22 protein-coding genes are annotated in these 22,919 nt (G+C 66.4%); 8 read left to right on the plus strand and 14 right to left on the minus strand.

What is annotated here, in order from left to right; translation table 11 throughout:
* Positions 1-128: 128 nt before the first annotated feature.
* A complete protein-coding gene (locus M3185_RS13525; protein WP_251334206.1) occupies positions 129-1,640 on the minus strand; it encodes a pentapeptide repeat-containing protein in 1,512 nt (503 codons plus the stop codon).
* Between the two features lie 774 nt (positions 1,641-2,414).
* A complete protein-coding gene (locus M3185_RS13530) occupies positions 2,415-2,660 on the minus strand; it encodes a hypothetical protein (RefSeq protein WP_251334207.1) in 246 nt (81 codons plus the stop codon).
* Between the two features lie 461 nt (positions 2,661-3,121).
* On the opposite strand from M3185_RS13530, the gene M3185_RS13535 reads away from it, so the two are divergent.
* The 4 genes from M3185_RS13535 to M3185_RS13550 all read left to right on the plus strand — a co-directional run bounded on the left by M3185_RS13535 (position 3,122) and on the right by M3185_RS13550 (position 6,476).
* A complete protein-coding gene (locus tag M3185_RS13535; protein ID WP_251334208.1) occupies positions 3,122-3,604 on the plus strand; it encodes a cupin domain-containing protein in 483 nt (160 codons plus the stop codon).
* Positions 3,605-3,920: 316 nt separating this feature from the next.
* A complete protein-coding gene (locus M3185_RS13540; RefSeq protein WP_251334209.1) occupies positions 3,921-4,364 on the plus strand; it encodes a hypothetical protein in 444 nt (147 codons plus the stop codon).
* A gap of 974 nt (positions 4,365-5,338) precedes the next feature.
* Positions 5,339-5,800 (plus strand): hypothetical protein, encoded by a 462-nt coding sequence (locus tag M3185_RS13545; RefSeq protein ID WP_251334210.1) that lies wholly within the window; start codon positions 5,339-5,341, stop codon positions 5,798-5,800.
* 220 nt (positions 5,801-6,020) lie between these two features.
* Entirely contained in the window at positions 6,021-6,476 is a 456-nt protein-coding gene (locus tag M3185_RS13550; protein WP_374238517.1) for a DUF4113 domain-containing protein, read from the plus strand.
* Positions 6,477-7,073: 597 nt separating this feature from the next.
* Here the strand turns inward: M3185_RS13550 and M3185_RS13555 are convergent.
* Together M3185_RS13555 and M3185_RS13560 are read right to left on the minus strand one after the other, a co-directional pair.
* Positions 7,074-7,496 carry a hypothetical protein gene (locus M3185_RS13555; protein ID WP_251334212.1) on the minus strand — a complete coding sequence of 141 codons (423 nt, stop codon included), beginning with the start codon at positions 7,494-7,496 and terminating at the stop codon, positions 7,074-7,076.
* Positions 7,497-8,031: 535 nt separating this feature from the next.
* Positions 8,032-9,105, minus strand: coding sequence for an IS630 family transposase (locus M3185_RS13560; RefSeq protein ID WP_251334213.1), 1,074 nt, complete (start codon positions 9,103-9,105; stop codon positions 8,032-8,034).
* A gap of 458 nt (positions 9,106-9,563) precedes the next feature.
* On the opposite strand from M3185_RS13560, the gene M3185_RS13565 reads away from it, so the two are divergent.
* Positions 9,564-10,337: a ParA family protein gene (locus tag M3185_RS13565; RefSeq protein WP_251334214.1), complete on the plus strand. Its 774-nt coding sequence runs from the start codon at positions 9,564-9,566 to the stop codon at positions 10,335-10,337.
* Positions 10,337-11,011 (plus strand): hypothetical protein, encoded by a 675-nt coding sequence (locus M3185_RS13570; protein ID WP_251334215.1) that lies wholly within the window; start codon positions 10,337-10,339, stop codon positions 11,009-11,011. Before M3185_RS13565 ends, M3185_RS13570 begins: the two co-directional genes overlap by 1 nt.
* 285 nt (positions 11,012-11,296) lie before the next feature.
* On the opposite strand, the gene M3185_RS13575 is transcribed toward M3185_RS13570, so the two are convergent.
* The 5 genes from M3185_RS13575 to M3185_RS13595 form a co-directional block, all read right to left on the minus strand.
* Positions 11,297-11,503, minus strand: coding sequence for a cold-shock protein (locus M3185_RS13575; RefSeq protein WP_251334216.1), 207 nt, complete (start codon positions 11,501-11,503; stop codon positions 11,297-11,299).
* Between the two features lie 245 nt (positions 11,504-11,748).
* Positions 11,749-12,012, minus strand: coding sequence for a hypothetical protein (locus M3185_RS13580; protein ID WP_251334217.1), 264 nt, complete (start codon positions 12,010-12,012; stop codon positions 11,749-11,751).
* 310 nt (positions 12,013-12,322) lie between these two features.
* The gene (locus M3185_RS13585) at positions 12,323-12,562 is read right to left on the minus strand and encodes a hypothetical protein (protein WP_251334218.1); all 240 of its coding nucleotides are present in this window, start codon (positions 12,560-12,562) and stop codon (positions 12,323-12,325) included.
* An 18-nt stretch (positions 12,563-12,580) separates the two neighbouring features.
* Positions 12,581-14,146 (minus strand): exonuclease domain-containing protein, encoded by a 1,566-nt coding sequence (locus tag M3185_RS13590; RefSeq protein WP_251334219.1) that lies wholly within the window; start codon positions 14,144-14,146, stop codon positions 12,581-12,583.
* A 449-nt stretch (positions 14,147-14,595) separates the two neighbouring features.
* Complete coding sequence (locus M3185_RS13595; protein ID WP_251334220.1) at positions 14,596-15,615, minus strand: TIR domain-containing protein; 1,020 nt, start codon at positions 15,613-15,615, stop codon at positions 14,596-14,598.
* Positions 15,616-16,116: 501 nt separating this feature from the next.
* Here M3185_RS13595 and M3185_RS13600 point away from each other — a divergent pair.
* On the plus strand, positions 16,117-16,956 hold the full coding sequence (locus tag M3185_RS13600) for a sulfurtransferase (protein WP_251334221.1): 840 nt from the start codon (positions 16,117-16,119) through the stop codon (positions 16,954-16,956).
* A 259-nt stretch (positions 16,957-17,215) separates the two neighbouring features.
* On the opposite strand, the gene M3185_RS13605 is transcribed toward M3185_RS13600, so the two are convergent.
* The 4 genes from M3185_RS13605 to M3185_RS13620 all read right to left on the minus strand — a co-directional run bounded on the left by M3185_RS13605 (position 17,216) and on the right by M3185_RS13620 (position 20,515).
* Entirely contained in the window at positions 17,216-17,875 is a 660-nt protein-coding gene (locus M3185_RS13605; RefSeq protein WP_251334222.1) for a maleylpyruvate isomerase family mycothiol-dependent enzyme, read from the minus strand.
* Positions 17,876-18,129: 254 nt separating this feature from the next.
* Entirely contained in the window at positions 18,130-18,513 is a 384-nt protein-coding gene (locus M3185_RS13610) for a hypothetical protein (RefSeq protein ID WP_251334223.1), read from the minus strand.
* A gap of 191 nt (positions 18,514-18,704) precedes the next feature.
* Positions 18,705-18,971: a hypothetical protein gene (locus M3185_RS13615; RefSeq protein WP_251334224.1), complete on the minus strand. Its 267-nt coding sequence runs from the start codon at positions 18,969-18,971 to the stop codon at positions 18,705-18,707.
* 1,235 nt (positions 18,972-20,206) lie between these two features.
* The gene (locus M3185_RS13620) at positions 20,207-20,515 is read right to left on the minus strand and encodes a hypothetical protein (protein ID WP_251334225.1); all 309 of its coding nucleotides are present in this window, start codon (positions 20,513-20,515) and stop codon (positions 20,207-20,209) included.
* A 585-nt stretch (positions 20,516-21,100) separates the two neighbouring features.
* Here M3185_RS13620 and M3185_RS13625 point away from each other — a divergent pair.
* Positions 21,101-21,724 (plus strand): cysteine hydrolase family protein, encoded by a 624-nt coding sequence (locus tag M3185_RS13625; protein WP_251334226.1) that lies wholly within the window; start codon positions 21,101-21,103, stop codon positions 21,722-21,724.
* Positions 21,725-21,808: 84 nt separating this feature from the next.
* Here M3185_RS13625 and M3185_RS13630 read toward each other — a convergent pair whose 3' ends face one another.
* Positions 21,809-22,654: a hypothetical protein gene (locus M3185_RS13630; protein WP_251334227.1), complete on the minus strand. Its 846-nt coding sequence runs from the start codon at positions 22,652-22,654 to the stop codon at positions 21,809-21,811.
* Positions 22,655-22,919 lie beyond the last annotated feature (265 nt).

A 22,919-nucleotide genomic window follows, 5' to 3' on the forward strand; every position in this document is an offset into this window, starting at 1 on the left:
GGACATCGAGGGCCTCCTCGTCGGATGCGGAACCTAGACACTTCCACTCCAACGCAGGAGGCCCTCCTCATGCATCAACCAGCGCAGATAAGTCGCCGCACCTCAACCAACCACCCTGGGCAGTACAGCTAGTGCTCCGGCGGCCACATCCGGGGCATCACACCAGTAGGCGGCTCGTCCCCATCGCCCCACGGCACCTTGGGCGGAGTACTCCAGTCCCTGGGAGACTGGAAGTCGACGGTGCCGCCGTAGAACCCGACCCACATGATGTCGACGGTGCCGCCGGAGAATGTGGCTGCCGTGAAGTCGACGGTGCCGCCGGAGAACCCGGGACCCAAAAATTCGACGGTGCCGCCAGAGAAGGTGGCGCTCGTGAAGTCGACGGTGCTGCCGTCGAATCGAGCACCTTTGAAGCTGACGGTGCTGCCGTCAAATAGGACACCTTCGAAGCTGACGGTGCCACTGAAGAATCGGGCGCCCCCGAAGTGGACGATGCCGCCGGAGAACGTGGCGCCCGGGAATTGGATGGTGCCGCCGGAGCTGGAGAACGTGGCGCCCGGGAAGATAGTGCCACCCCGGAACTCAACGGTGCCACCGGAGAACGTCGCGGACACGAAGTAGACGGCGCCGCCGGAGAACGTGGCGCCCTGGAATTGGACGGTGCCGCCGGAGAACTCGGCACTCCCGAAGTCGACGGTGCCACCGGAGAACTGGGCACACGTGAAATCGACGGTGCCGCCGGAGAACGTGGCGCCCTGGAAGTCGACGGTGCCGCCGGAGAACGTGGCGCCCCGGAAGTCGAGGGTGCCGCCGGAGAACGTGGCGCCCCGGAAGTCGACGGTGCCCCCGACGAACCGAGCGCCTAGAAAGCCGGCGTGACCGGTAAAGACAGCTTGGCTGAAGTCGCCGTAGTCAAAGACAGCATGGGTGAAGTCCAGCTTCAGGTCGGACCAGCTGACCTTCGCGTCCTTGCGCAGGTGCTGGGTGATGGCGCTGATGATGGTTTCCCTGGTGTGCCGGTCGTGCGGACGGAAGAGGGTGCGCTCTTCCTCGACCTCACCGGTTTCAATTTGCATGGTCCGCTTGCGTTTGATGCTCTCCAACGCCTCTGGCTCGTGACCTGTCGGAGCAGGGGCGTAGGGCAAGCGGATGTAGGCGCAGAGCACGTCAACGCACTGCTGTCGCCGGTCTCGCCCCTCGGTGTCCGCCAGCCCGGCCAAGGCATAAATTCCGGCAGCCTGGACAGTGGGGTTCGGGTCCCCGAGCAACCGCGAGGCATCGGCCAACCGTTCCAGAAACCGGCCTTGTTCAGCGCTGTGCTGGCGACGGTAGGCCACAACGACGCCGATGACACCGACCGCCCCGGCGAGGATGAACAGCACCATCCGCATGACGGAGAACTCGGTCGTCTCGGAGTCGCCCAGTTCCCACGGAGGCTTGTCGACCAGCACTCGCGCTAGCCCAAACCACAGGGCCACGGCGAACACCGAGAGCACTGCTATCGCCAGCGCCGAGGCGGTGAAGAGGCTGGTGGGGTGCTCCTGGCGCCACCGGGAAAACCGCGTCGTCAGACGGCGCCGAGACACGTTGTCGCCACACCCTTGCCGCAAATCCTCGGTGCCGTTTCCTGAAGCTTCCATATCGCCATTCAAGTTCACCGTGGTCCCTGCCGGGGGTGCCGAGGCCCAGGTCACCCCATGTTTCACCGAGGCAGTACACGCCCAGGGCTGCTTCGGTGAGCGTCACCGCGGTGGCCGACACCCACCCTCGGGCAAGGGCCAGACTGCGCCTGGCCCTTGCCCTGTCTCTGCTCTGTTCAAGGTGGATCGGGTGTCACCATCACGCAGAGGCGCTTCGATGTCCTCGGGCAACGCCGGTCCTTTCCGAGTGGATGCTGCGTGGACCGAGGCTTGTCGGCGGGCATCCACGGACCTGGCAGCCCTCAGCGTAGGGTGGTTATTGCCGAAGTGCTCCGGTCGCTGGTCGAGGATCTGGTCGCCTTCCTCGACCGTCCCGGTGCCTGCCGCTACTGGGGTGTACCGTTCCGAACACATCCTTGGTGCTGCCTCGAGCATGCAAGAGCGTGTGGAGTTCGCGCGCCTGTCGGTTTTAGGTGACCTCGTGCCCCTGGGGCGATCGTGGGATACCCCGGGATGGGAGGACCTTACCCCCATGGGCGGTCCGATGCCCCGAGGTGGGCTGGAGCGGCGCCGTTCAGTAAGACCGTCACATCCCGACATCGCCTGTTACCGGCTCCTTTGGGCCGGTTATCACCAGGCCCTACCGCGTTCGTCCTCCACGTCGCAGAACTGGCCTCAGCAGACAGCGACGCAGTTCCCCGGTACGGCACCGTCCTGACGCACCCGCAGGCCTGGGCGGGTCAGGACGGTAGTCGCGGTGGGTCGTGGGGGTGGCTACCGGCGGGTGGAGTGGCGCCGGCCCAACAGCCAGCCGGCGCAAAAGGCCAACAGGACAGCCCCGGCGGCGACCGCGGCCCAGCCCGCGGCGGCCGTCCGGTTCAAGATGATCATGCCCGAGAACGTCTCGCCGTTGAGCGGGGCGTAGGCGAACCAACCGAACGTGGCCTCGGGCGGATTGAACACTACCGTCAGCGCCCCGGCCAGGATCGTGGCCACCGCCAAGGCGGCCACAAGCATCACCCACCGTGGGGTGCTGCGCGGTGGAACCGTTGCCGGTGTGGCCGGACCGGTGGCGTTCATAGGCCGAGACTAACGATCCTGCACGCCGCATCCACCAACACACCCCAGGGCACCGAGAACCGCTCGCTACGCCCCGGTGGCCGCTGAAGCCTCCCGGCCTATCGGTGCCTGCACCATCAAACGGAGCTCCGGACGGGCAAACGTGCCCCTTGGGTGCTGATTGCGGTGATGTTCTTGGCGGCACGGCTCCTGGATGCCCCCAGATGATCCCCGCTGTCCACGGGCTGTCCTGGCAGCTGAAGACCTGGGGGCAGGGGTTGGTGTGCTCACGCCCTCGTCTCCCGTGGCCGGCCTGCGCGTTCGGACGGCCAGGGCCTTGCGGGCTCCTTCCGTCATGGTGGTGCCGGCACGTCCACTCGGGCAACCGCATCCCCCGATGTGCCCGAGAGAGCGGGAACGTCATGACCGATTCCTCACCAACCGACACCCCATCACCAGAGAGCTCGTCGACCACCGCCGGTGGGTATGTGCTCACGGCCGGAGAGGGAACCCCGTTCTGGTTCCTCGGCAGCCTGGTGACCGTCAAGGTCAACGGGGCCCGCACCCGGGCCAAGCTCACCATCCTCGACTTCGTGAACCCGCCCGGGTTCGCCCCTCCGGTGCACCGTCACCTGGAAGAGGACGAGGTCTTCTACATCGTGTCCGGGCGGGCGCGCTTCGCCTGCGACGGCACCGTCTTCGATGCCGGGCCCCCGGACGTCGTGTTCCTCCCCGTCGGGTCAGCCCACACCTTCCTCGTCGCCCCACAGGAGCCGCTGCACACCGTGCAGATCACCGTGCCGGCCGGTTTCGAGGAGTTCACCGCCGAGGCCGGCACCCCGGCACTTCAGCGGGTGCTGCCGGATGCGGGGCCGGTGGACCCGGCCGCCCTGGCCGCTGGCTGAATCCGGGGATCACCGGCCCGGCCGCACGATCGCTGACCGTCTCAACCCTCATGCCTTCGGCCACGGCCTGCGACCGGTCTCCCCGGTGTGGCGCCGACCCCGGTCCCGGCCTTGGCGTGGCAGGGGTAGGCAAAAGCAGCGCCCACGAGTACGGTAAGCCTACTGTTAGATGCATTCCCCGATGGACGTGTCCCGGCGGCCCCACGGCTTTTTCAGGCGCCGTGGGCCAGCGCGCAGCGCACCTGGTCGCTGCGGCTGTGGGGGGCGTTGCCGTTGCGGGGGTGTGGGTGTGTTCCAGGAGGGAGAATCCGTGCGGGTGAGCCAGTTCCTCGGTGACCGCAGCCGGACCCGGATGCCTTCGGCTTCGGTGCGGGTCTTCGATGCGGTGGCGCCCATCCCGGCGAGCCCTGCCCCGCGGTGGTGGAACCACCCGGTGGTGGTCATGACGGCGGCGATGGTCTGTGCTGTCCCCTTGTTCAGCAATGCCTACCTGTCCCCGCTGTGGGGATTGCTGGCTGTTGTGGTGGGGGCCGCAGTGACGGGGGCGGCGACGGCCAGCCGTGAGCGGTGGTGGCCGGCCTCCAGAACCCAGGCCCTGGAGGAGGCCCGATGGGTGGCCGCCCAGTGCGGCTACCGGCTGGAGGTCGAGGGAGACCGGGTGGGTTGGGTCGATGCCGGTGGGGTGAAGGCCGCCGCCCTGGACCACTACGACGGCAGCTGGCGGCTGGCGTTGTACGACGCTCCCTTCCCGAAACGGTAGCGCAACCGCTGAACGGGCTGAGCCACGGCCCGGGGTGGGCGGTTGCCACTTGGATCCTCGCACCGGTGCTGTCCGGTCATCATCGCGTGCCGGGGTGGGCCGGCGGTCATGGTGGGTCATCCCTTGGCTTGAGGCACCTGCGTGGGGGACGCTGGGCGGGAGGGAACCACTCACCCTCGCACCAGGGCCGGGCTACGCCCGGCCCCTGTGCTGTCTCGCCCGGGGTGGGTCGATGCTCGCCGAGGCCCCGATCGGCCTCCGGTAGGCGGCGGTGGTACGGCCCGGTACCGGCTGGAGTCGTGGCCGCCGGCTGGAGGGCGGTTGGTGTGCCCGGTGGTGGTGAGGGGCTCCGGAAAGGAGGCCAGACCGGGGATGGAACGCCCCTCAGTACGCTCCATCCCCCGCCTCATCCCTGGGGCGACCGGTGGCGTGAGCACCAGAGGAACACCGTTGTCCGCCCGGTGCCACCAGCCCGAGGCGAACGACGGCCCTCGGGGGTGATGCCGGCTCCATTCCCGCCCCGCCGCCTTCTCTGCGCATCAGCATGGACGTAGCGGGAACGGGGGACACACCCGTGGGCAATGTTGCACGAGGTGGGCCGTGCCGGGGTGCGTGGCCGGGACCGCTGGCGCATCGTCCCGGTTCTGCCTCCCCGCAGCAGGCTCCTTTGCCCCCGCCGGTGTGCCCCGAAAGGACGCTTGAAACCCTGGTGAGTAATAGGTGGCCCCGGGAAGGGCCCTGTGGGGATACTGGGCACCACCACCGCGGGCTTTGCGGACGTGATTCTGGTGGTTGTTGGCTCCGGCCGGGCCGGGTGGTGGGTGTCAGTCGCTGCGAGGATCGGAACACTGATAATGAGCTCAACCGCTCCTGCTCCTACGGTGCTGGCCTGTGTCAGGGACGGGGCGGGACTGGTCCCGGCGCATGTCTCTTCCCGACTGCGTCGGGCCTTCAGCCTGGGCACCGATGCCGGCATGGACACCTGGGAGGAGGTCACCGGCCACCGCGCTGCCCAGGCCTGGGTGCACTGGCAGGTGCGGGCGGTGCTGTCCCGGCACGGGATGGTCGGCGCGGAAGGCAACCGCTACGCGGCAACGGTCGCCGGGCTGGTGGCACGGGAGGCCACCTGGGCAGTGGAGGCCGGGAATGATCCGCGTCGTGCGGTGCTCACCGCGATCCCCCGGGAGCCGTTCCAGGCCTCCCGGCTGTGGCCTGGTCTCTACCCCCTGGTGGGCCGGTGCGGGAACTGGGAGCAGTTCCTAGGGGCGGCACACATCTTCTACGCCCAGGCCAATGCCGACGCCGCCGCGGCGGTGGCCGCCTCGGACACCGCCACCACCTTCGGACCCATGGGCGCTGAGGAGCTGGGTGTCGAGACCGCCAAGATCGCCCGGTGGGTCTGGCAGACCTTCGCCCCCCACCCCGGTGCACGGTAATCGCCAGGACCTCTCCCGGGCCTCTGGTCCACGGTGGTTCTCACATGGTGACCGATCCCGAGGTGCCGCCCCAGCGGTAGCTATATTCACCAGCAGAGTGTTCGTGACGGTTGCGGTCACGGTGCCAACGTGGCCGATCTCAACGCTCACAGACACCTTGGAGGCGAAGATCACCCCCACCCCGACGCTGATGTCCAGTAATCCCTGATGATCGGTGCCGGTGCCGGGGCCCTCCGCCTCCCGCCGCCTGCGCAACGAGGGAGAGGTAGCCGGGCGTTTCACCGTGTTCGCCACCACCTCACCCCACCGGCCAGGACCCACCCACAATGTCTCCGCCCACGTACGCCTGGCCGTGCCCACCCATGAGCCTGGGCCTCTGGTGGCTGCGGCCCGCGCCGCCCTGGTGCCCAAGCTGCTGCACGGCATGTCCTACATGCGCGCCGGCATCCTCTGCCTGGATCTTGCCCCTGACGGCGCCGTACCACTGTTGCCCGGAGTGCTGGAGCAGCCGGCCCCGATCGGGGAGCTCATCGATGCGGTGAACGCCCGCTTCGGCACCGGCAGCCTCGCCTTGGGTTGGCTCGGCGCCCGCTCCCCCGCCCCCTGGCGAAACCGGCAAGCTGACCTGTCGCCCCGGTACACGACCGACTGGGCGGAGCTGCGCACCGTTAGCTGACCCACGACACAGGAGGGGCTGCCGCACGTTTCCTTGGCCCCGAGGGGCCTCCGAAACGCTTGCCAAGGAGAAACGGAAGCCACCTCTACGTAAGCTCAGGCAACACCGTAAGTAGGGCACTCTAACTGTCGCCTCATTCCATCCCTGGAGCCCAGATGAGAGCACGGGTTGTTTCTATATATCGTCTATTCAATCGCGCCATCACGTGCAGCGGGCAAAAACGGCCACGCTGTTCCCTCCGCCCCGGCGCGGCAGAGGGGCATGGTGCAAGCGCGGTGATCGTAGGGCCGACATGGAAGATGGAATCCGCAGCGCTAGGCCGGCCAGACCCTTCACATGGGAGAAGCGTGCTGGATACATCAGAGGTGCCTTAGTGAATGCATTGAATATAAGCAACTAAGTTGCGATAAGCATTGGATGGGACGCGCTGGCCTCCACTGGCCGAGAATTCCGTCAGGGTGGGACTCGGCGTTCCTGTGCTCGAGCGTTCCTGGGGTTTGTCCTGTGAATCAGCGGCCCTCCCTATGGCTACCGCTGGTGCCCGTGACGGCCGCTCCAGTTGCGCAAGGGGCTTCCCGCTCGTGTCGGGGCGGATGTTCACGACCGCGCCCGACGGCGGAGAACAAGGGCGAGGACCGTGGTTAGGACGAGCATGACCAGGGCGCTCCAGAAGATCCACGGTCCCGCCGGGTACATGTCGACGACGATCCACGGCTGCACTCCGTTCTGGTGGGGGTAGCTGCAGACGAACGTCGGCGGGAAGAACGTGCTCTCTCCCGCGATGGGCCCCAGGTCGCTTGCCCCGAGGGCTCGCGCGCTGTCCGGCATCTTCCGCGTCGCGCAGACGTACTGCGGGCCTCCGTGGGTGAGAGCCACGTGAACGGCCTGATTGGTAAGCCACAGCAGCAACGCGGCGGCTGCCAGGGTCGAGGCGACAAAGGCCCAATCGTTGAGCTCCATGCCGGTTCTGGAAGCAGCCGGGGTAGCCGGCACCCGGTGGGTCTGCGCAGGGGTGCTCATGGCTGGATCTTAGGCTCCGTGGGCCCGTTCCACCCGCCGCTCCATCAGGGGCGCTTAGTGATTCGCAGGACGGGACTAGTCTCCATGTCTCCCACGGTCATCGCACCGATCGTACCTTTGGTGTATTTAGCTCATCTATTCAATCCATAGTAAAAGACAGTTGTATTGAATAGATGTACTGGATGTACTGATGAAAGTGTGCCGGCTTCTGGGGTTGCGGATAGGGCGTACCTGGAGACATCGTCGCTGCGCGCCTTCGCGTTCCGCCGGACAATCGAGCGTGAACTGCGCCTGCCTGAAGGGGCATAGGGTCATGCGGTCGCCGCCAGTTGGGCAGTTCGGTAGCTCGCTGAGTCCATAAACCAGAGGTCGCAAGTTCAAGTCCTGTCCCCGCAACTACATAAAGCCCCTCGGACCCGCAGTGCGGTCTGGGGTTTTTGCGATGCGTGGGTGCGGACTCGGGTGGCGGGGTGGAGAGGGCCTCGCGGCCTCTCCGCACTGACGGCTTCATGGTGGAAGGTGGTAATCAAAGATTCTAGTGGCCCGTCTTTGAAGTCATTTGGCGGTTGGCTTTCTTGAGGATCTCGGTGCTGCTCTTGGTCCACACGAACGGGTGGCAGCGGTCGTTCCAGCCGGTGACGAAGGCGCGGAGCTTCTTATTGAGATCGGCGACGGAGGCGACGTCGGTACGGTGCAGGGCTTGGCGTTCGATGATGGAGAACCACACCTCCACGAGGTTCAGCCAGGATGCCGACGTCGGCGTGAAGTGCACCTGGAACCGTGGATTGGCCGCCAGCCACTCCTTCACCTCAGGGGTCTTGTGGGTGGCGTAGTTGTCCATCACCAGGTGCAGCTCCACCTCCGGGTAGGCCCGGGCGACCTGCTTGAGAAACGCCAGAAACTCCTGGCGCCGGTGTCTCGGTTTGCAGGCGGGCCTGACGTGGCCGGTGGCGATCTCCAGTGCAGCGAACAGCGTCGAGGTCCCGTGCCGCACATAGTCGTGGGTGCGTACCGCCGGCTTCCCCGGCTGCATCGGCAGAGAAGGTGCCGTGCGCTCCAGGGCCTGGATCTGGGACTTCTCATCCACGCACAGCACAACCGCGTTGGCCGGTGGAGCCAGGTAGAGCCCGACCACGTCGACGACCTTCGCCACGAGCTCGGGGTCGGTGGAGAACTGGAACGTTCCCTCCCGCCACGGGGCCACCCCGTACTCCCGCCAGGCCTTGGCCACCGTGGTGTGATCAAGCCCCAGCCGCCCCGCCAGCAGGCGCGAGGACCAATGCGTGACCCCGAGTTTTTTCGGCGGCGGTCTCAGGGTGGCGGCCACGATCGCCCGGTGGTCGATCCGCCGCGGCCAGCCCGACCGATCGGCATCGGCCAGCCCCTCGATCCCGGCCTGCTCGTAGCGAGCCCGCCACGCGATCACCGTGTTCCGGGTGGTTCCCACCTTCTCAGCAATCGCGGTGTTCGAGATGCCCTCGGCGGCCAGCAGCACGATCCGAGCCCGCTGCGCCAGACCGGCCCTTACCGAAGTCGATCGAGCCAGCCGGGTGAGCTCCTCCCGATCGTCCTGGCGTAACAGCAGCGGGGCCGCAGGATGATTCGCCATAACTCATGGTCCCACCCCAACAACCGCTGAAGGACTTCACCCCCTCGGCACTAGCCTCCATCCAATGGATTAAATAGATTGAATATACAAACTAAATTGTATAAGCGCAATAGCCTGCCATATCCCATTCTTCTGGACTGGGTCCCCTACTGTCCGGCGCAGGCACTCCCCTCCCAGTGCGATGGAAGGCGGAGGGGAGAAGCGTTCGGCCGACCTCAGTCGGGTGCCTTCGGGGCCAGTGGAGGGCCTTAGCGTGGCCGGTGCGCGCACACTGCGTCGGCGTGCCAACCCCTAGAAGACGGGACGGATGGCATTGACCAAGTGGCATGCACACCCCATAAGCACGAGACGCAAGGGTCGACAGTGACGCACCAAAGTAGTCAATTGCGATAGATTGAATACACGCAACAGTTTGGACACCTCCGGACTGCCGGTACCACCGAAAGGGGCACCCACGTATGACCGTCTACACCGTCGCCTTGTCCAAGGGCGGCTCCACCAAGACCACAACGGCTGCTGAGATCGCAGCCGCCCTGGCCGCGGCTGGGCGTCGAGTGTTGGCCATCGATCTTGATCAGCAGGGAAACCTCACCACCCGACTCGGGCTGACCGAGGACAGCGAGGTCCCTGCGGTGGCCGCTGAGGTGCTCACTGGGGAGGCCACTGCTGCCGAGGCCGCAGTGCCGAGTCCGACCGTTCCCGGTGTGCACGTGCTGGCCGGCACCCATGACCTGGCCGACATGGACACCCATCAGGTCCCGGATCTGGTGACTGCACTGCGTGATCACCTGCCCACGGTGGCGGAGCGTTTCGACGATGTGGTTATTGACACCCCGCCGGCACTGTCTGGGCTGACCCTGTCCGGGTTGGCCGCAGCTGATGTGGTGGTGGCGGCGGTGGCCTGTGAGGTCGAGGCCTTGGACCAGCTCACGAGGCTCTCCGATGTCATCGAGGCCCGGCTGGCTCGCCGGGCCCGTCCCGGGCTGGCGGTTTCCTGGGTGGTGCCCACCCGCTACGACGGGCGCCGGACCCTGGACAAGGAGGTGGTGGAGATGCTTGAGCAGATGCACCCGGGCAAGGTCACTACTCCGGTGCGTGAGGCGGTGTCCGTGCGCGATGCCTACACGGCCGGTATGCCGGTGTCCGTCTATGACCCGTCCTCCAAGGTGGCCGCCGACTACAGGGAAGCCGTGTCCCCGATCATCGCCGCCAGCACAGGAGCTCGTATCTGATGCCCGCCCGCCGATCCCTCAAAGACCGCAATAAGGCCGCCATCACCCGCCCTGTCGAGGCGCCCACTGTCGAGCCGGTCATCGCACCGGCCGCCAAGCCCACCGCTGAGGTGAGCCAGCAGTCCACCGCGACACCCGAAGGGGACGCATCGGCGGTGGGGGAGCAGGGCACCGCGCAGCCCGCCGTGCCCCAGGCAGCCGCGGAGCCGGCCATCACCGAGCGGGACGGGCCTGCTCGCCGGCCCCAGACCCTGCCGGCCGGCACCGCACGCCTGGGCCTGTACCTGCGCCAGGCCACCCTGGAAGGGGCGAAGTCCGCCTACGTGGCCGACCTGGACACCCTCACCAGCCCGCCCACCAGCTTCGCCCGCTGGATCGCCACCGCCCTGGACACCCACGCCGGCCGCACCTCTGCCGACCGGGCGAAGCTGGCCGAGGCTCACCCAGATCCCGAGGAGGGCAAGCGCGGAGTCAACCGCGCCTTCATCCTGCCCGTGGACACCATCGCGAGGATGGAGGAGACCACCGGCATCGACCGGCGGGCCGGGCGGATGCAGTCGGTGAGCCAGTTGGCTGCCGAGGCCCTGCGCATCGCCATCGAGGAGGCGAGGGTGCGTAACGGCGGGAGCCTGCCGGTCGCCCCGAAACGGCTGCCCAACAAACCCACCCGCTGACCGGTCGAATTGGTGTAATTAGCGCCTGCAGTGCATCCCGTAAGTAACGTAAATGTAGTGTGTCTATTCAATTTATTGCTGCTTGTCAGGGGAAGTTCCGCATCGGGAGACCGGTGCCGGCACGCTTCCCCGGGAGCGTAGAAGGCGGGGGAATCGCGGCGGGCGGACGACCGTGGCAAGGACATCGCCACCCAACCTTCGGGCTGGGTGGCGATTCCCTTCAACGGTGGCGCAGTATCAGAACCAGGTCACCGCGGATTCCAATGGGAAATCCATGAGGTCTTGTCAGGAGATGACGGTGATGTTCGCCGCCTGCAGGCCCTTCGGTCCCTGTTCGACGTCGAACTGCACCCGCTGGTTCTCCTCCAGGGAGCGGAAGCCTGCGGAGTTGATCGCGGAGAAGTGCGCGAACACGTCCGCGGAGCCGTCCTCGGGGGCGATGAAGCCGAAACCCTTGTCGGCTTTGAACCACTTGACCACACCAGTCGTCATCACTGAAGTACCTACTTCTGCTGTTGCGAACCACCGGGCCACCCCGAGAGCCGGGGGGCTCGTGCACGTCATTCCCGTGCATGCCCCACCCTGGCAGAACGGGTGCGGCTCGCACAGGACCGCCGCGCACCGGTGCCCTGTGCGTCACCACATGACCGCGGACGCCTTGGCTCTTGCCCCAGAACCGGACCAGCTGGGGCGCTCTGGCCGCAGCGCGGCTCATGGGGGTGTGGGGGAGGGCTGGGTCAGGGGGTGGTGTCGGTGGCCACGAGCTCGGCCTGGGCCGGTGGAACTCCGCCGGTGAGTCCGGAGACGGCCGTGGTGGTGGCCACCACCACGTGGTGGGCGGTCTGGGAGACCACGGTGGGGGCTGCGACCGTCACCCCGCCTAGCACCAGCACCACCCCGAGGGCCACCGCGGCGCGGTGCCGGCGGCTGGCCACGATCAGCACGCCGGCCACCAGGACCATGGTCCCGGCCAGGCCCATCAGCACGGGAAGGTACATCATCGCCGGCTCCCGGGCAGCGGCGGGCCGGGCAGGGTGGCGAGGTGGTGGGGGCAGGGGGAAGCGGGCACGGGGTTCCTCCAGGGAAGAGGGGGGCAGCGCGAGACGGGGAAGTGGGGGGTGCGCTGTCCTACCGCTAGTGTGTCTGGTCAACGCGGGAATCCCCGCAACGGCCCACTTTGTGTAGTGCCCCTGCTGTCTCTCGTGTCCCCGGGGTCCATCGGGTACTCAGCCCGTCACCTGCAGCAGCAGCGACCCCGGGGCATGGACGGGGCCGTGGTCGATGCGGGGGAGAGGCAATGGCGAGGCCTGTTCAGGCCCAGTGCCCCGTCCGGTCCCCGGTGCGGGCCAGGGTGACGACCAGGATGCCGGGCAGGAACGGGGCCTGAGCGGCCCCGGTGAGGCGCCAGCCGGCGGCTGCGGCCTCGGCGTGGATCTCCAGCACGGTGGTCTCTCCGGCACGTAGTGCCTGGGGTGTCCAGGCGGTCACCCCGGTGGCCTTGAGCGTGAGCTCGCACGACTGCCCGCTGAGGTTGAAGGAGGCCGGCAGCACCCCGTGGGGGCCGACGCGCTATCGGCGGACGCGCACGGCCCGGGCAATCGTCATCACCAGCCAGACGAGAAACACCACTGGAGCGACAAGCCAGGAGATCCCGACGACAGCGGCCCAGGTACTCTCCGGGACGCCCACCAGGCTCAGAAGGATGCCAGCGATGAGCATGCCCACGGTCAGGAAAAGGATGGTCGACCACATCACTACGTGGAACATCCACCGTCTTTCGGGTCTTGCGGACTGTGACGGCATCTGCTGCGCGGCAAGCGACGGGACGGTTGCCGAGGAGGATACGGGGTACTTCGGGGAGTGCATGGAGTGGGCAAGCCCTGCGGTGTACGTGGACTCCTGGTACTGCATGGGCTTCACGGGGTGAGATATCGCGGATCGGGCGGGGGATCGCTCCTGGTCGGTGGATGCTGGCACCTTGACCGGCTCCTTCGGCGGAGCAGCCGTCTCCGGTGTCTCGGAGGAGATCAGACGACTTTCCGCAGGAGCAGTCATCGACTCAGAGATCGCCTTCTCGGATGCCTGGTCAGTCGCTGCGTCGTCGGCGAGGATGACCTCATCCAGCGCCCTCGACGGGGCGATGTCCCCCGTGGTGGACACTCCAGACTCAGCGCGGTCCAACAGCTCCCGGAGCTCGGGCTCGCCGATCACTGCGATGCGTTGTCCTTCCTGGAGGCGCTCGACAGCCTTCTTTTCCTTGGTGGTGGCGCCGGTAAGGGGTGGGTTCCGCACGTCGGCGCCTGCGGCGATGACCAGGCAGGTCACCTTCTTGGTCGTGCTCTTCGCAACGATTGCTCCCGCTTCGCGCAGCCGTTCCTCGACGGTCTCGCGGTCGCCGAAGGTTAGTTCCCCGGTGATGACGATGACCTCCCCTTCCAGGGACGTCGGTGTGGGGATCAGCGGGTCGGCCAGGGACGGGCCGGCGGTCGGCCGGTCGATGTGCGTACGGAACACCGATTCGGGAACGCGCCGCGTGCTCGCTGGCCGCGCTGCCGAGGACCCGGTCGTCGACCGGCGCGGAGCACGCTCCCAGAGCTGCTCCACGGTAGAGGCGCCCGTGCGGCGCGCCAGCTCGATCGTGACCTGCGCGGCCGCCACGGCGTCGGCCTCGGCCTGGTGGTGCGGAAAGTCGTCGAGGCCGAGCTCACGGACCACGGTGGGGAGTTTGTAGTTCACCAGGTCCAAGTGGCCGCGGGAGAGCTGGAGGGTGCAGTGGAAGGTCGGCAGGGATGCAGTGACGTCGGATGCCCGATTGGCGGCTTCCCAGACGGAGCGGTCGAAGGAGGCATTGTGCGCGATAACGGGAAGGTCGGAGCACACCGTGCCCAGTCGCCGCGCAGTCTCAGGCCACGGGATGCCCTCGGCCATGCAGTCTTCCTTGGTGATGCCGTGAATGGCCGTGTTGGTCTTGTTGAACCAGCTGGCCGAGGCCGGAGGCTTGATGAGCCATGAGTCCGAGGAGACCACCTCGCCATTGCGCACGATTGCCACGCCCACCGCACATGCTGACTCTCGTTTCCCGTTGGCTGTTTCGAAGTCGACAGCGACGAAGTCCAGCCCGGACATGGTGGTCATACAAGATCTCCCCTGCGAGCAGGCCAGTTTTGCCGATGGGGGCGACACAACGATGGCCAGTGATGGTGTGAGGCCAGTCTACGGTTGCGGCGAGTGGCTCCCCGTTCGCCTATTTCAGCCGATGACAACCTGAACCTCGCGAACATTTGAATTAGCTCAGATGAGTTCACCTGCTGTGTTCGGCCTTCAGACGAGTGAACGTGCCGATGACCCGTCCGTGAGTCTGGCGAGGAAGTGACCTGACGCCGGGTTCACCGAACGGGGTACCGGGAGCAGCGGGGGAGTTCTGCAAGAGGTCGGCGACCTCATCGCGGGTCACCATAATTCAAACCCATAAGTTTTGATAATCGGATTTGGTAGGTGCATGCGCACCTCTCCAATTGTTGCAGTGCACATCGTGATGCTGTGTGGCGTGCACATCCAGATGGACATCTTGTACCCCAAATCTATCAAGAAACTTTAAAGTCACCAGCGAGACGGTGGGTGAGGTTTTCGTCGTGCAGTTGAATAAACGCTCCCGCGTGATTCAAACGATTCAAAAGGTCTTTGCGGCTGTCCCATTTGCCATCTAATTTTACCCAATTGAATCCCTCTATGTCCGAGATCGGACGAATGGGTTCCGACTGAATAAAAATAGTCCGGTTCCGTGCGTAGGCGAAGGCCATGCCGGCTTCCAGGAGAACATTTTGCCTAGGTTGCCCTTTGGGCTCTTCCTGCGCAACTCCGTTGGTGAGGGCAGGGTTGAGGCGCGCCTGATCGTCAGGAGAAAAGATCACAATGATTGCAGCGGCAGCATCCATGCCCGCCTTCACGATGTCGAAGGTGTGCGGTTGAGATTCTCTCGTGAGGTTGACCGCTTCCGTCCAGCTCAACATCTTGAGACCCGAGAATTGGAGAAACTGCTCAACGGCTTCGACAGGTCGCCGGTCGCGACCATGAACGACGAAGACAAGGTTGTTCTTTTTCTCAGCTGTCATGGCGACTGACCTTCCTAGGGTTGTGAAAGTGGTTGGTGTCGAAGCAGCACTCATAGTGGAAGGCGCGCCAAAACCGCTAAGGCCTGACCGCGGAGCCGATGAATTGATGGGCGTCCCTGAGTCGCCGACACCGGGGAATGTAAACCCAATACCTGAGTTGTTAGATCCACTGCTGGGTTTGGGCCACTGGGTATTCGCTGGGGGAACGGCAGATATGAAGGACTTTGGGGCTCCGTCAAGGACAAAGCCATCGTCTGTCAACTCCACTCCGCGAGGACGCAGCACCTCTGCCTGGAGCAGCTTGTACGTCTCGTCTCGATCCAAATGGATGCTCGAAGTGGACTCCACGTAGAGGTGATCGAGCATGTCGAGTATCGCCGCATCGCTCTCCTCGATGGACTCAAAAATGTGACGCACGATGCGCAGGGCGCGACCCTTCTTGGTGTCGCCGTCCTCTGTGTCGAGACCAAGGCGCGATTCGTACGAGCTCAAGCCGCCATGGGACAACGAGGACTCAAGCGCTAGCACGAAGTATCGCCGATCGGCCAATTTAAAGAATTTGGATGCCACAGCCCAAGAGCCTATAGAAGACCGACGAGCCTCGTGCTCACCGGGGACCTGTCGTAGGTGTCTGATAGTTGATCAACTACTGCCCACCGTGGATCTGTCCTGCTGTACCAGTTCCCGATGCTGATTGCGCGACCTTCCTCCTTGCCATTTTGGTGGCCCGTTTGTCCAGCAGGGTAGGGAAGCAGTGAAGAAGGTAACGGGATGCTTGCCATTGCGTCGGCGTTCAGGCGCCTATAGCGGCCTATTGTCACGCATCCCTAGGGTTTGAGGCATCGAGGATATGAGACGTTGGCGTAGCACGAATCTGCCGAGCGAAGGACTTTGGCGCCGTCTGTCTCAGCACCTGAACGGTTCTCGTCGCTGGAGATAGACCCTGTCTAAAGTTCCACTCTGAGAGATGCCCGTCTTGAGATGTGAGATGCCATGTCAGACCTCGATTTCCAGCACTTCCTGGATCCGTTTGTCAGTCCCACGTGGCTGGGGGAACACCGTTCGGAGGTAGTGCTCGCTGATGCTCGTTACTACCTGGATGGGCGTGACTCCTACGCCGCGTACCGGGCGGGGCACCTGCCGGGGGCGGTGTTCATCGATGTGGAGCACTGGCTCTCCGGGCCGCCCAGCGCTGAGGGCGGCCGTCATCCGCTGCCAGCCCCGGAGGTCTTCGCCGAGGGCATGGCGGCCGCCGGCATCGGTGACGACACCGTCGTGGTGGCCTACGACGACGCCGGCGGGGTGATTGCCGCCCGCCTGGTGTGGATGCTCCGGTCCACCGGTCACCGGGCCGCCCTGCTCGACGGTGGCCTCGACGCCTGGGGCGGGCCGCTGGAGCGCACCCGGACTATCCCGGACCGGGCGCGGTTCAGCCCTGTCCCGTGGCCGACCCAGTCGCTGGCCACGGTGGAGGACGCCCTGGACCCGGGGGTCGTCACCGTCGATGCCCGGCCCCGGGAACGCTACGACGGTCACCACCCGGACCCGGTGGACCCGCGGGCCGGGCACATCCCCGGAGCCCGCAGCCTGCCCTGCCGCCAGCACCTGGGCGCGGACAAAACCCTGCTGCCCGCCGCCCGGTTGCGCGAGGCCTTCCGCGCCGCAGGGGTGGCGGATGCCAAGGCCATGGTCTCCTACTGTGGGTCGGGCATCACCGCCTGCCACAACCTGCTGGTGGCCGAACATCTCGGGCTGGGTTCGGGCAGGCTCTATGTGGGCAGCTGGTCCCAGTACTCCCAGGACCCCACCCGCCCGGTAGAGACCACTCCCTGAACGGCGCCCTGGTGGTGGCCACCGCTCGCCCCGCTAGATGACCAGACCCTGCGCGCAAGACAGGCAGGGTCACGGTTTGGCGGAACCTGGAACGTAGAAGGCGTCGGGGATTCCACCGCTCGTCTTGCGAAAGCAAGGGTTGTGATACGCCTCATGGCTGGAGGTCGCTCGTCGGGGCAGGAACCCCGTCGCGATGGGCGTGGGGGAGGACCGTGGCGGTGCGCTGGGGTCTCATCGGGGGTGATCATGCCGGCGCGCACTATTGTGCGTTGCTGTTGACCGCCTCCAGCCTCCTCGACAGTTCCTGGACTCCTGGCCCGGAGAGGTCGGACAGGGCCAGCTGGCGGCCGGCGATCGTGGCCAACAAAGCCACAGCCGGCCCCGTGACAGTCTGTCCTGCCCCGTGGCGCCAGTCGGTGTCCGTGGCGACGAAGGCCAGATTCTCCAGCAGGCCGGGCGTGAGGGCTTTACGCCCGCGCGGGCCGGTCAGTTCCTCCAGGGCGATGGCAGCGTTGTGCGGGTCCGTGGGAGAGGGCACCCCGAGTGGCCGGTAGACGTCTTGGGCGTGGATGACCAGATGGCTCAGGGGCGCCTCGGGCGGGGCGCCGGGGACGTTGAACTTCCGGTGCGCGGTGTTGTCCAAGGCGGTGAGCACCTGTGGGGGTGTGCGCCGGTCGGTGGTGGCCCAGCGGTCGGCGGCGCGGTCGAAGTTGAACCGGGACCGCAGCATCAGCCCCAGGAACTGCGGCGTGGACAGCTCATAGGGCATCAGCAGGTGCACCACGAGGTCGCGCACCGACCACCCGGCGCACAGGCTCGGGGTGCGCCACTGCTCCTCATCCAGTGCCTGAAGGACGCCCACGAGGCGGGTGCGTTCGGTATCAACTCGTCCCTCGATGTCCCTGCCGTCACTGGTCATGCGAGCTTCCTCTCCTCGGTCTGGACGGCCCGTTCATTACGGATACGGCGTCAGAGCCTTGAAGCTACTCGCACGGGAGGGGGGAGACCAGAGCCCGTGTCAGCACACCCACCTCCGGCACGGCCCTGTGTATGGAGGGACGGTGAGATCCGCCGCGGGCCAGCTCAACGTCTCGGCGACAGCGTCGGACGTCTCTCAAGCCAAGGGTGATGAGGCAGTGTGGTTGCGAGTCATCGTGACGGCGTGGGTAGAGGTTAGATGCTGGGGTCTGTGGGGGGTGTTTTCTGCGGTGGGGAAGAAGCGCCTGGGCCGCAGCGGGTTCCTTCGTGGCCTGCCGTGCGGTGGTCCCGGCCGGCGGTATGCGGGAGGTCGAGCTGGGAGCGGTTCTCGAGTTCGCTGCTGTACGGGGCTCGGGGTGGTGGCAGGCGGGTGATCAGGGTGTTCGCGGCGTGGGCGAGCAGATCTCGTTGGGCCCGTGGTAGCTTCACGGCGCGGTGCAGGTAGGCGTCGATTTCCACCCGGTGAGCTGTGCCGCCCAGGTGGAGGTAGAACACCCACAGCTGCTCAACGGTGATGCCGGCCCGCGTCAGGGCCAGGTGCAGCAACCGGGCCTGTTCCTCACCCCAGGGGTCGTCCATGAACCGGTCCTTCTCCCTCGTGCCGATGTACACCCGTGCGCTGGCCCGGGCGGATACGTTCACCGACTGTTCCGCACTGTTCAGGGTCCTATCGTCACCAAGGGGCCTGATGTCTGCGGGTGCGCCGCGCCGAGGCGTCGTCGCACTGCTGCGCTCACCGGGCCCCGTTCGGGTGGCTGGTTCATCTGGTGTCACTGCGCAGCGGAGGAGGCTGAAGAACCCGTGCGGTGTATCCGGTATTCACCCACGTCGAGGAGCGTGCGGGCCCCGATCCCGTCTTCGCGGATCCAGATCACGCCCAGCTCGACCGCAACCGTCTCCACGGTGCCCGCATAGTGCAACACTTCCCCGACCCAGGCCCGCACCCGGTCCCCGGGTACCAGCTCCGCCACTGGAGTGGCGTGCGGGGGTGGTGGCTCCCCGGTGTTGGTGCTTGTCATGGTGGTGTGGCCTTTCATGCCCACCCGGGCAATGCCGGTGAGACACCATCATGACCGATCCAGGGCCACCCGTCCCCGCATCACTTGGGTTTTCGTGGCCAGCGCCTCAGATCAGGGCCCTCAGCGGGACGCACCAGCAGCTGGAGGGTTGGGCGCAGCGATGAGGCCGTCGTGCGCCGGCAATCCTCGACCTACTATCCGGTGCACGAGGTGGTAGGTGCCCCGTGCCCATGTATTAGCCCGTGGTGCAGTTTCCCGCCCATGGTGAAGCCCCCGTGCTGGTGTGTGAGCACAGGGGCTTCCTCCTCCGTGTCGCCAGGGTCCTGCGTGACATCGAGGTGGCGACGAGCCAGACACTACGTACCCGGTCCACCGGGGCAGGGCAACCACGCCGGAGCGGCTGCCGAGCTGGCAGTCCGAGGAACGCTGCCCATCGGTGGGGCGGGAACTACCGGTCGGTGCTGTGCTGTCCATCTGCGCCTGGGAGGACATGAAAGCAGCCCTTGCGCCTTCGATCCCACCGTGGGGGCTTGAGGACGCCGTGGCAAGGACTCGAGGGTCCAGGTGTGCTGGTCGAGCAATGACTGGGGGCGGGGCCGGCCCCCCAGCCAACCCCGCCCCCAGTGGTGCTTCGGCGCGGACCGGTCATTGGACCAGCACCCAGGATCCCCGCAGGGGCCGAGTGCGGTCGGTCGACGCAACCGAAGCCGGGGATTATCCGGCAGAGTCTCCAATCCCCCCAAGACCTAAGGATGGCCGTTGCCCCCCTCCCGCACAACGCCGCCCAAACACCGACGTTCACACCCGGACACAACTATGTGCGACCGCAAAAAATAGGGGTCAGAATGCCGGGGATGTCCTTAAGGACTTCCCTGATTGTGCGTGGCCCCACCTCAGGCCCTTGCCCATGATGACGCGCACGTCCTTGGTCATGCTTTGGTTTGCGGCCCTGATGACCATCGCCCGCAGACACCCGGTGAGCGCCCCCGGACCCGCCGCAGGGTTCCTGCTGAGGGTTCCACCGCGGCAGTGGTCTCGGGCGCTGCCCCTTCCCGCGGCGGCTTAAACGGCGGTGAATTCGGCGGCGGGGTGGTGGTGGGACAGTGGCCGTGGGAGCCGGTCATTACAGCGGTCGTCATAGGTGGAAGCGCCGGGGCGAAGCGGTGGCGCCCGGGGGACCGCCGTTGTCACTACGGGCGGCGGCGCGAAGGTGCCCGCCGACCTGTCATGCCGAGTGTGCCTTCAGCGTGCAGTCAGCGCCGGGCAGGTGCCTTCGTCGAGGTGCTGCTCGCCTCAGAGGGGGCCGTGGCGAGGACGAGGCGCTGGGCCTGCCGGCGGGCCTGCAGCACCGCCTCGGTCTGCGCGTCCCAGGAACGCCGCTGAGTCTCGAAGCGGGCCGCCAGCCCAATGACGGTAAGGATCAACCCGATCGCCACCACGGCAACCAGCACCTCGCGCAGGGCATGTCCTTCGATGGTCGTGCAGTACCACACCCCGGCCACGGCCGGAGCCGTGACCATCACCCCGAGGGCTGCCATCACATCACCCACATGCATTCTCATTCGTAACCCTCCTGGGGGGAGGGTAGACCTTTGTCCAGTTCTCCACCCAGAAGTAACAGAACGTGACAGGTCCACATCCATGAGAGTGCTCCCGACCGCCCTTTTTCGCCTCCTGAGCACCAATCTGCCTGTGTTGATGTCCTTCGGTCACGGGACAGTTCGTTGCCCCGCAGGTTGACTCTGCCGTGTCCGCCGGGAGTCGGGTGTGGTTGCAAGGGCTGCGGCCGCCGGCCGTGGGGAGACCCGGCTAAGCAGTGTTCGGCGTCCAGGTATGGGGTGGAGGGGGCGTGGTTCGGAAGGCGGGGTGAAGGTCCAGCGTTACGCGGGTGGCCTTCCCCTCAAGTGCCCCCGGCTCAGTAGTATCGGCTCACCACAGCTGACCACGGCAGACCCCGTCTGACTATCAGGGGGAACCAGGCTATGTCCGGGACGGGGGTGCTGTCCGCGCTCGAGCGTGCTGTCTTCGTGCCGTCGCAGAGCACCAAAGCTTTCAAGGCTACGGGTGACGGTGGAGTCGGTTTCACCGTCGTGGTCATCGCCTTTTAGGCCCTGAGCAGCTCAGGAGCCGGGACGAAAGGACTTCCCATGGAGCTGGATCCTCGCACCACCGCGGTGATCACTATCCACTGCCAAGGTGACATTGTCGGGTCCGACGGGGCTTTCGCTGCGATGTTCCACCAGCAGGTCCTCGCCCGTGATGTCATCGGCAATATCCAAACGCTCCATCAGGCCGCCCGGTCCGCCGGGGCGCTGGTGATCTACACCCGGGTGGCCTGGGCTGCGGACCACAGCGACCTGAAGGCCAACTCCCCGCTGCTGCAAGCAGTCCTCCACGCCGGGTGCCTCACCGAGGGCAGCCCTCAGGCGGAGATCATCGGCCCCTTGGCACCCCAGGAGGACGATGTGGTGATCACCAACCAGCAGGTGGGGGGCTGGAGCCGGGAGTTGGTCGCGGTGCTGGAGGAACGCGGTATCGACACCGTGCTCTTCTGCGGGGTGGCGACCAACCTCTCGGTGGAGAACACCGCTAGGGCCGCCAGTGACGCCGGGTACCGGGTCGTGCTGGTGGACGACGCCTGCTCGGCCGCCACGCCTCAGGCCCACCAGGCCACCGTGGAGTCCTTGGGTCTGCTGGGGGAGATCACCACGGTGGCCCAGGCCAGTCACGCCCTCACCCACCCCGACCGGAGGGCTGCTACCGGCAGCTGAGCCCGGTGCGCCTTATGACAGCCACCCCGGGCGCGGGTCCGGTCGGGGCCGGGCTGTGTGTGGTGAAGGCCTCAGGCGCTGGTGTCACCGTTGGGGGCGAGTGCGGGGCACCTGGATCTCGAACCAGGCTTGCAGCCACCGCTGCAGGTCATCGGCGTCCCAGTCGGGGGCGTTGACCACCAGGGCGTCGTGGGCGTCGCGCTGGACGGCGGTGACACCGTCCTGGGTAGTGAGTTCGGTGACCATCCGGTCCACCAGCTTCGAATGGGTGGTGGCGATGTCGGCGCGCAAGCCCACGTCGAAGAAGGTGGGTTCGGCTACGACCACCACCGGCGGGTCCGTCGGCGCCGCCGTGTGCGGGACTTCTCGCAGGGCGGTGATCACGGCGGTGGCGTAGTCGGTGAGCTCGGTGGGGCGCAGGGACTTCTCCCCGCGTTTGAGCCGTACCACCCCGACCATGGGCAGGGTGGGGATGAAGATCTGGTGGCCGGCTCCGGTGAGCACCGGGTAGTGGTGCAGATGATGCCGGGGGTCCTCGGGGGAGCCCAGCCGCCAGGAAGCGTGGGGGGCGTGCGTGGTGATGATTTCGGTGAGGTAGGAGACCAACCCGTCCAGCAGGGCGAACATCGTGGCCGAGGGCACCCGCATCCCGGTCACGGTGTGCCGCGCCCACGAAGGCCAGGACTGGCGAGGTTCCACCGGGGTGTCGGTGGCCGGGTCGGCGGCCAACTCCGCGCGCCTCTCGGTGATCCACCCCCACAGCGGGGTCAGGGATCCCGGGGTGTTATCGAGCATGGTCTCCGGGTCGATGCCGTGGGCGGTGAGCTCGGCGCGCAATCGTTGCAGCGCGGCGGGGCGTTCAGTGAGGAACTCGCCCAGGGCGGCGGTGGCCTGGGCACGGGTCATGCGCCGGTAGTGGGTCATCGGCATGGGCGGATCCTAGAGAAGGGTCGAGCTCAGTTGTGCAGAGCATGGACGTTGAGCCGGCGTCACGACTGGCTTGCGGTGATGAGTTGTGCGGCGGCGAGTACGGCGGTTGGATGCAGCGACACGGGCTCCGTGCTTTCCACCGTAGTGAGCCCGTTCCCGCCGAGGGCTTCATGACGGAGAAAGGTCACGAGGTGACCGGTGTTGCGGCGTCCCTGCCCGTCGTCGGCTTCCGGGGCGGCACCTGGGGGCATGGTGAGGTCGGTCC

Origin of the sequence: Kocuria rosea (assembly GCF_023715525.1) — a bacterium.
GTDB classification, from domain to species: Bacteria; Actinomycetota; Actinomycetes; order Actinomycetales; family Micrococcaceae; genus Kocuria; species Kocuria rosea_A.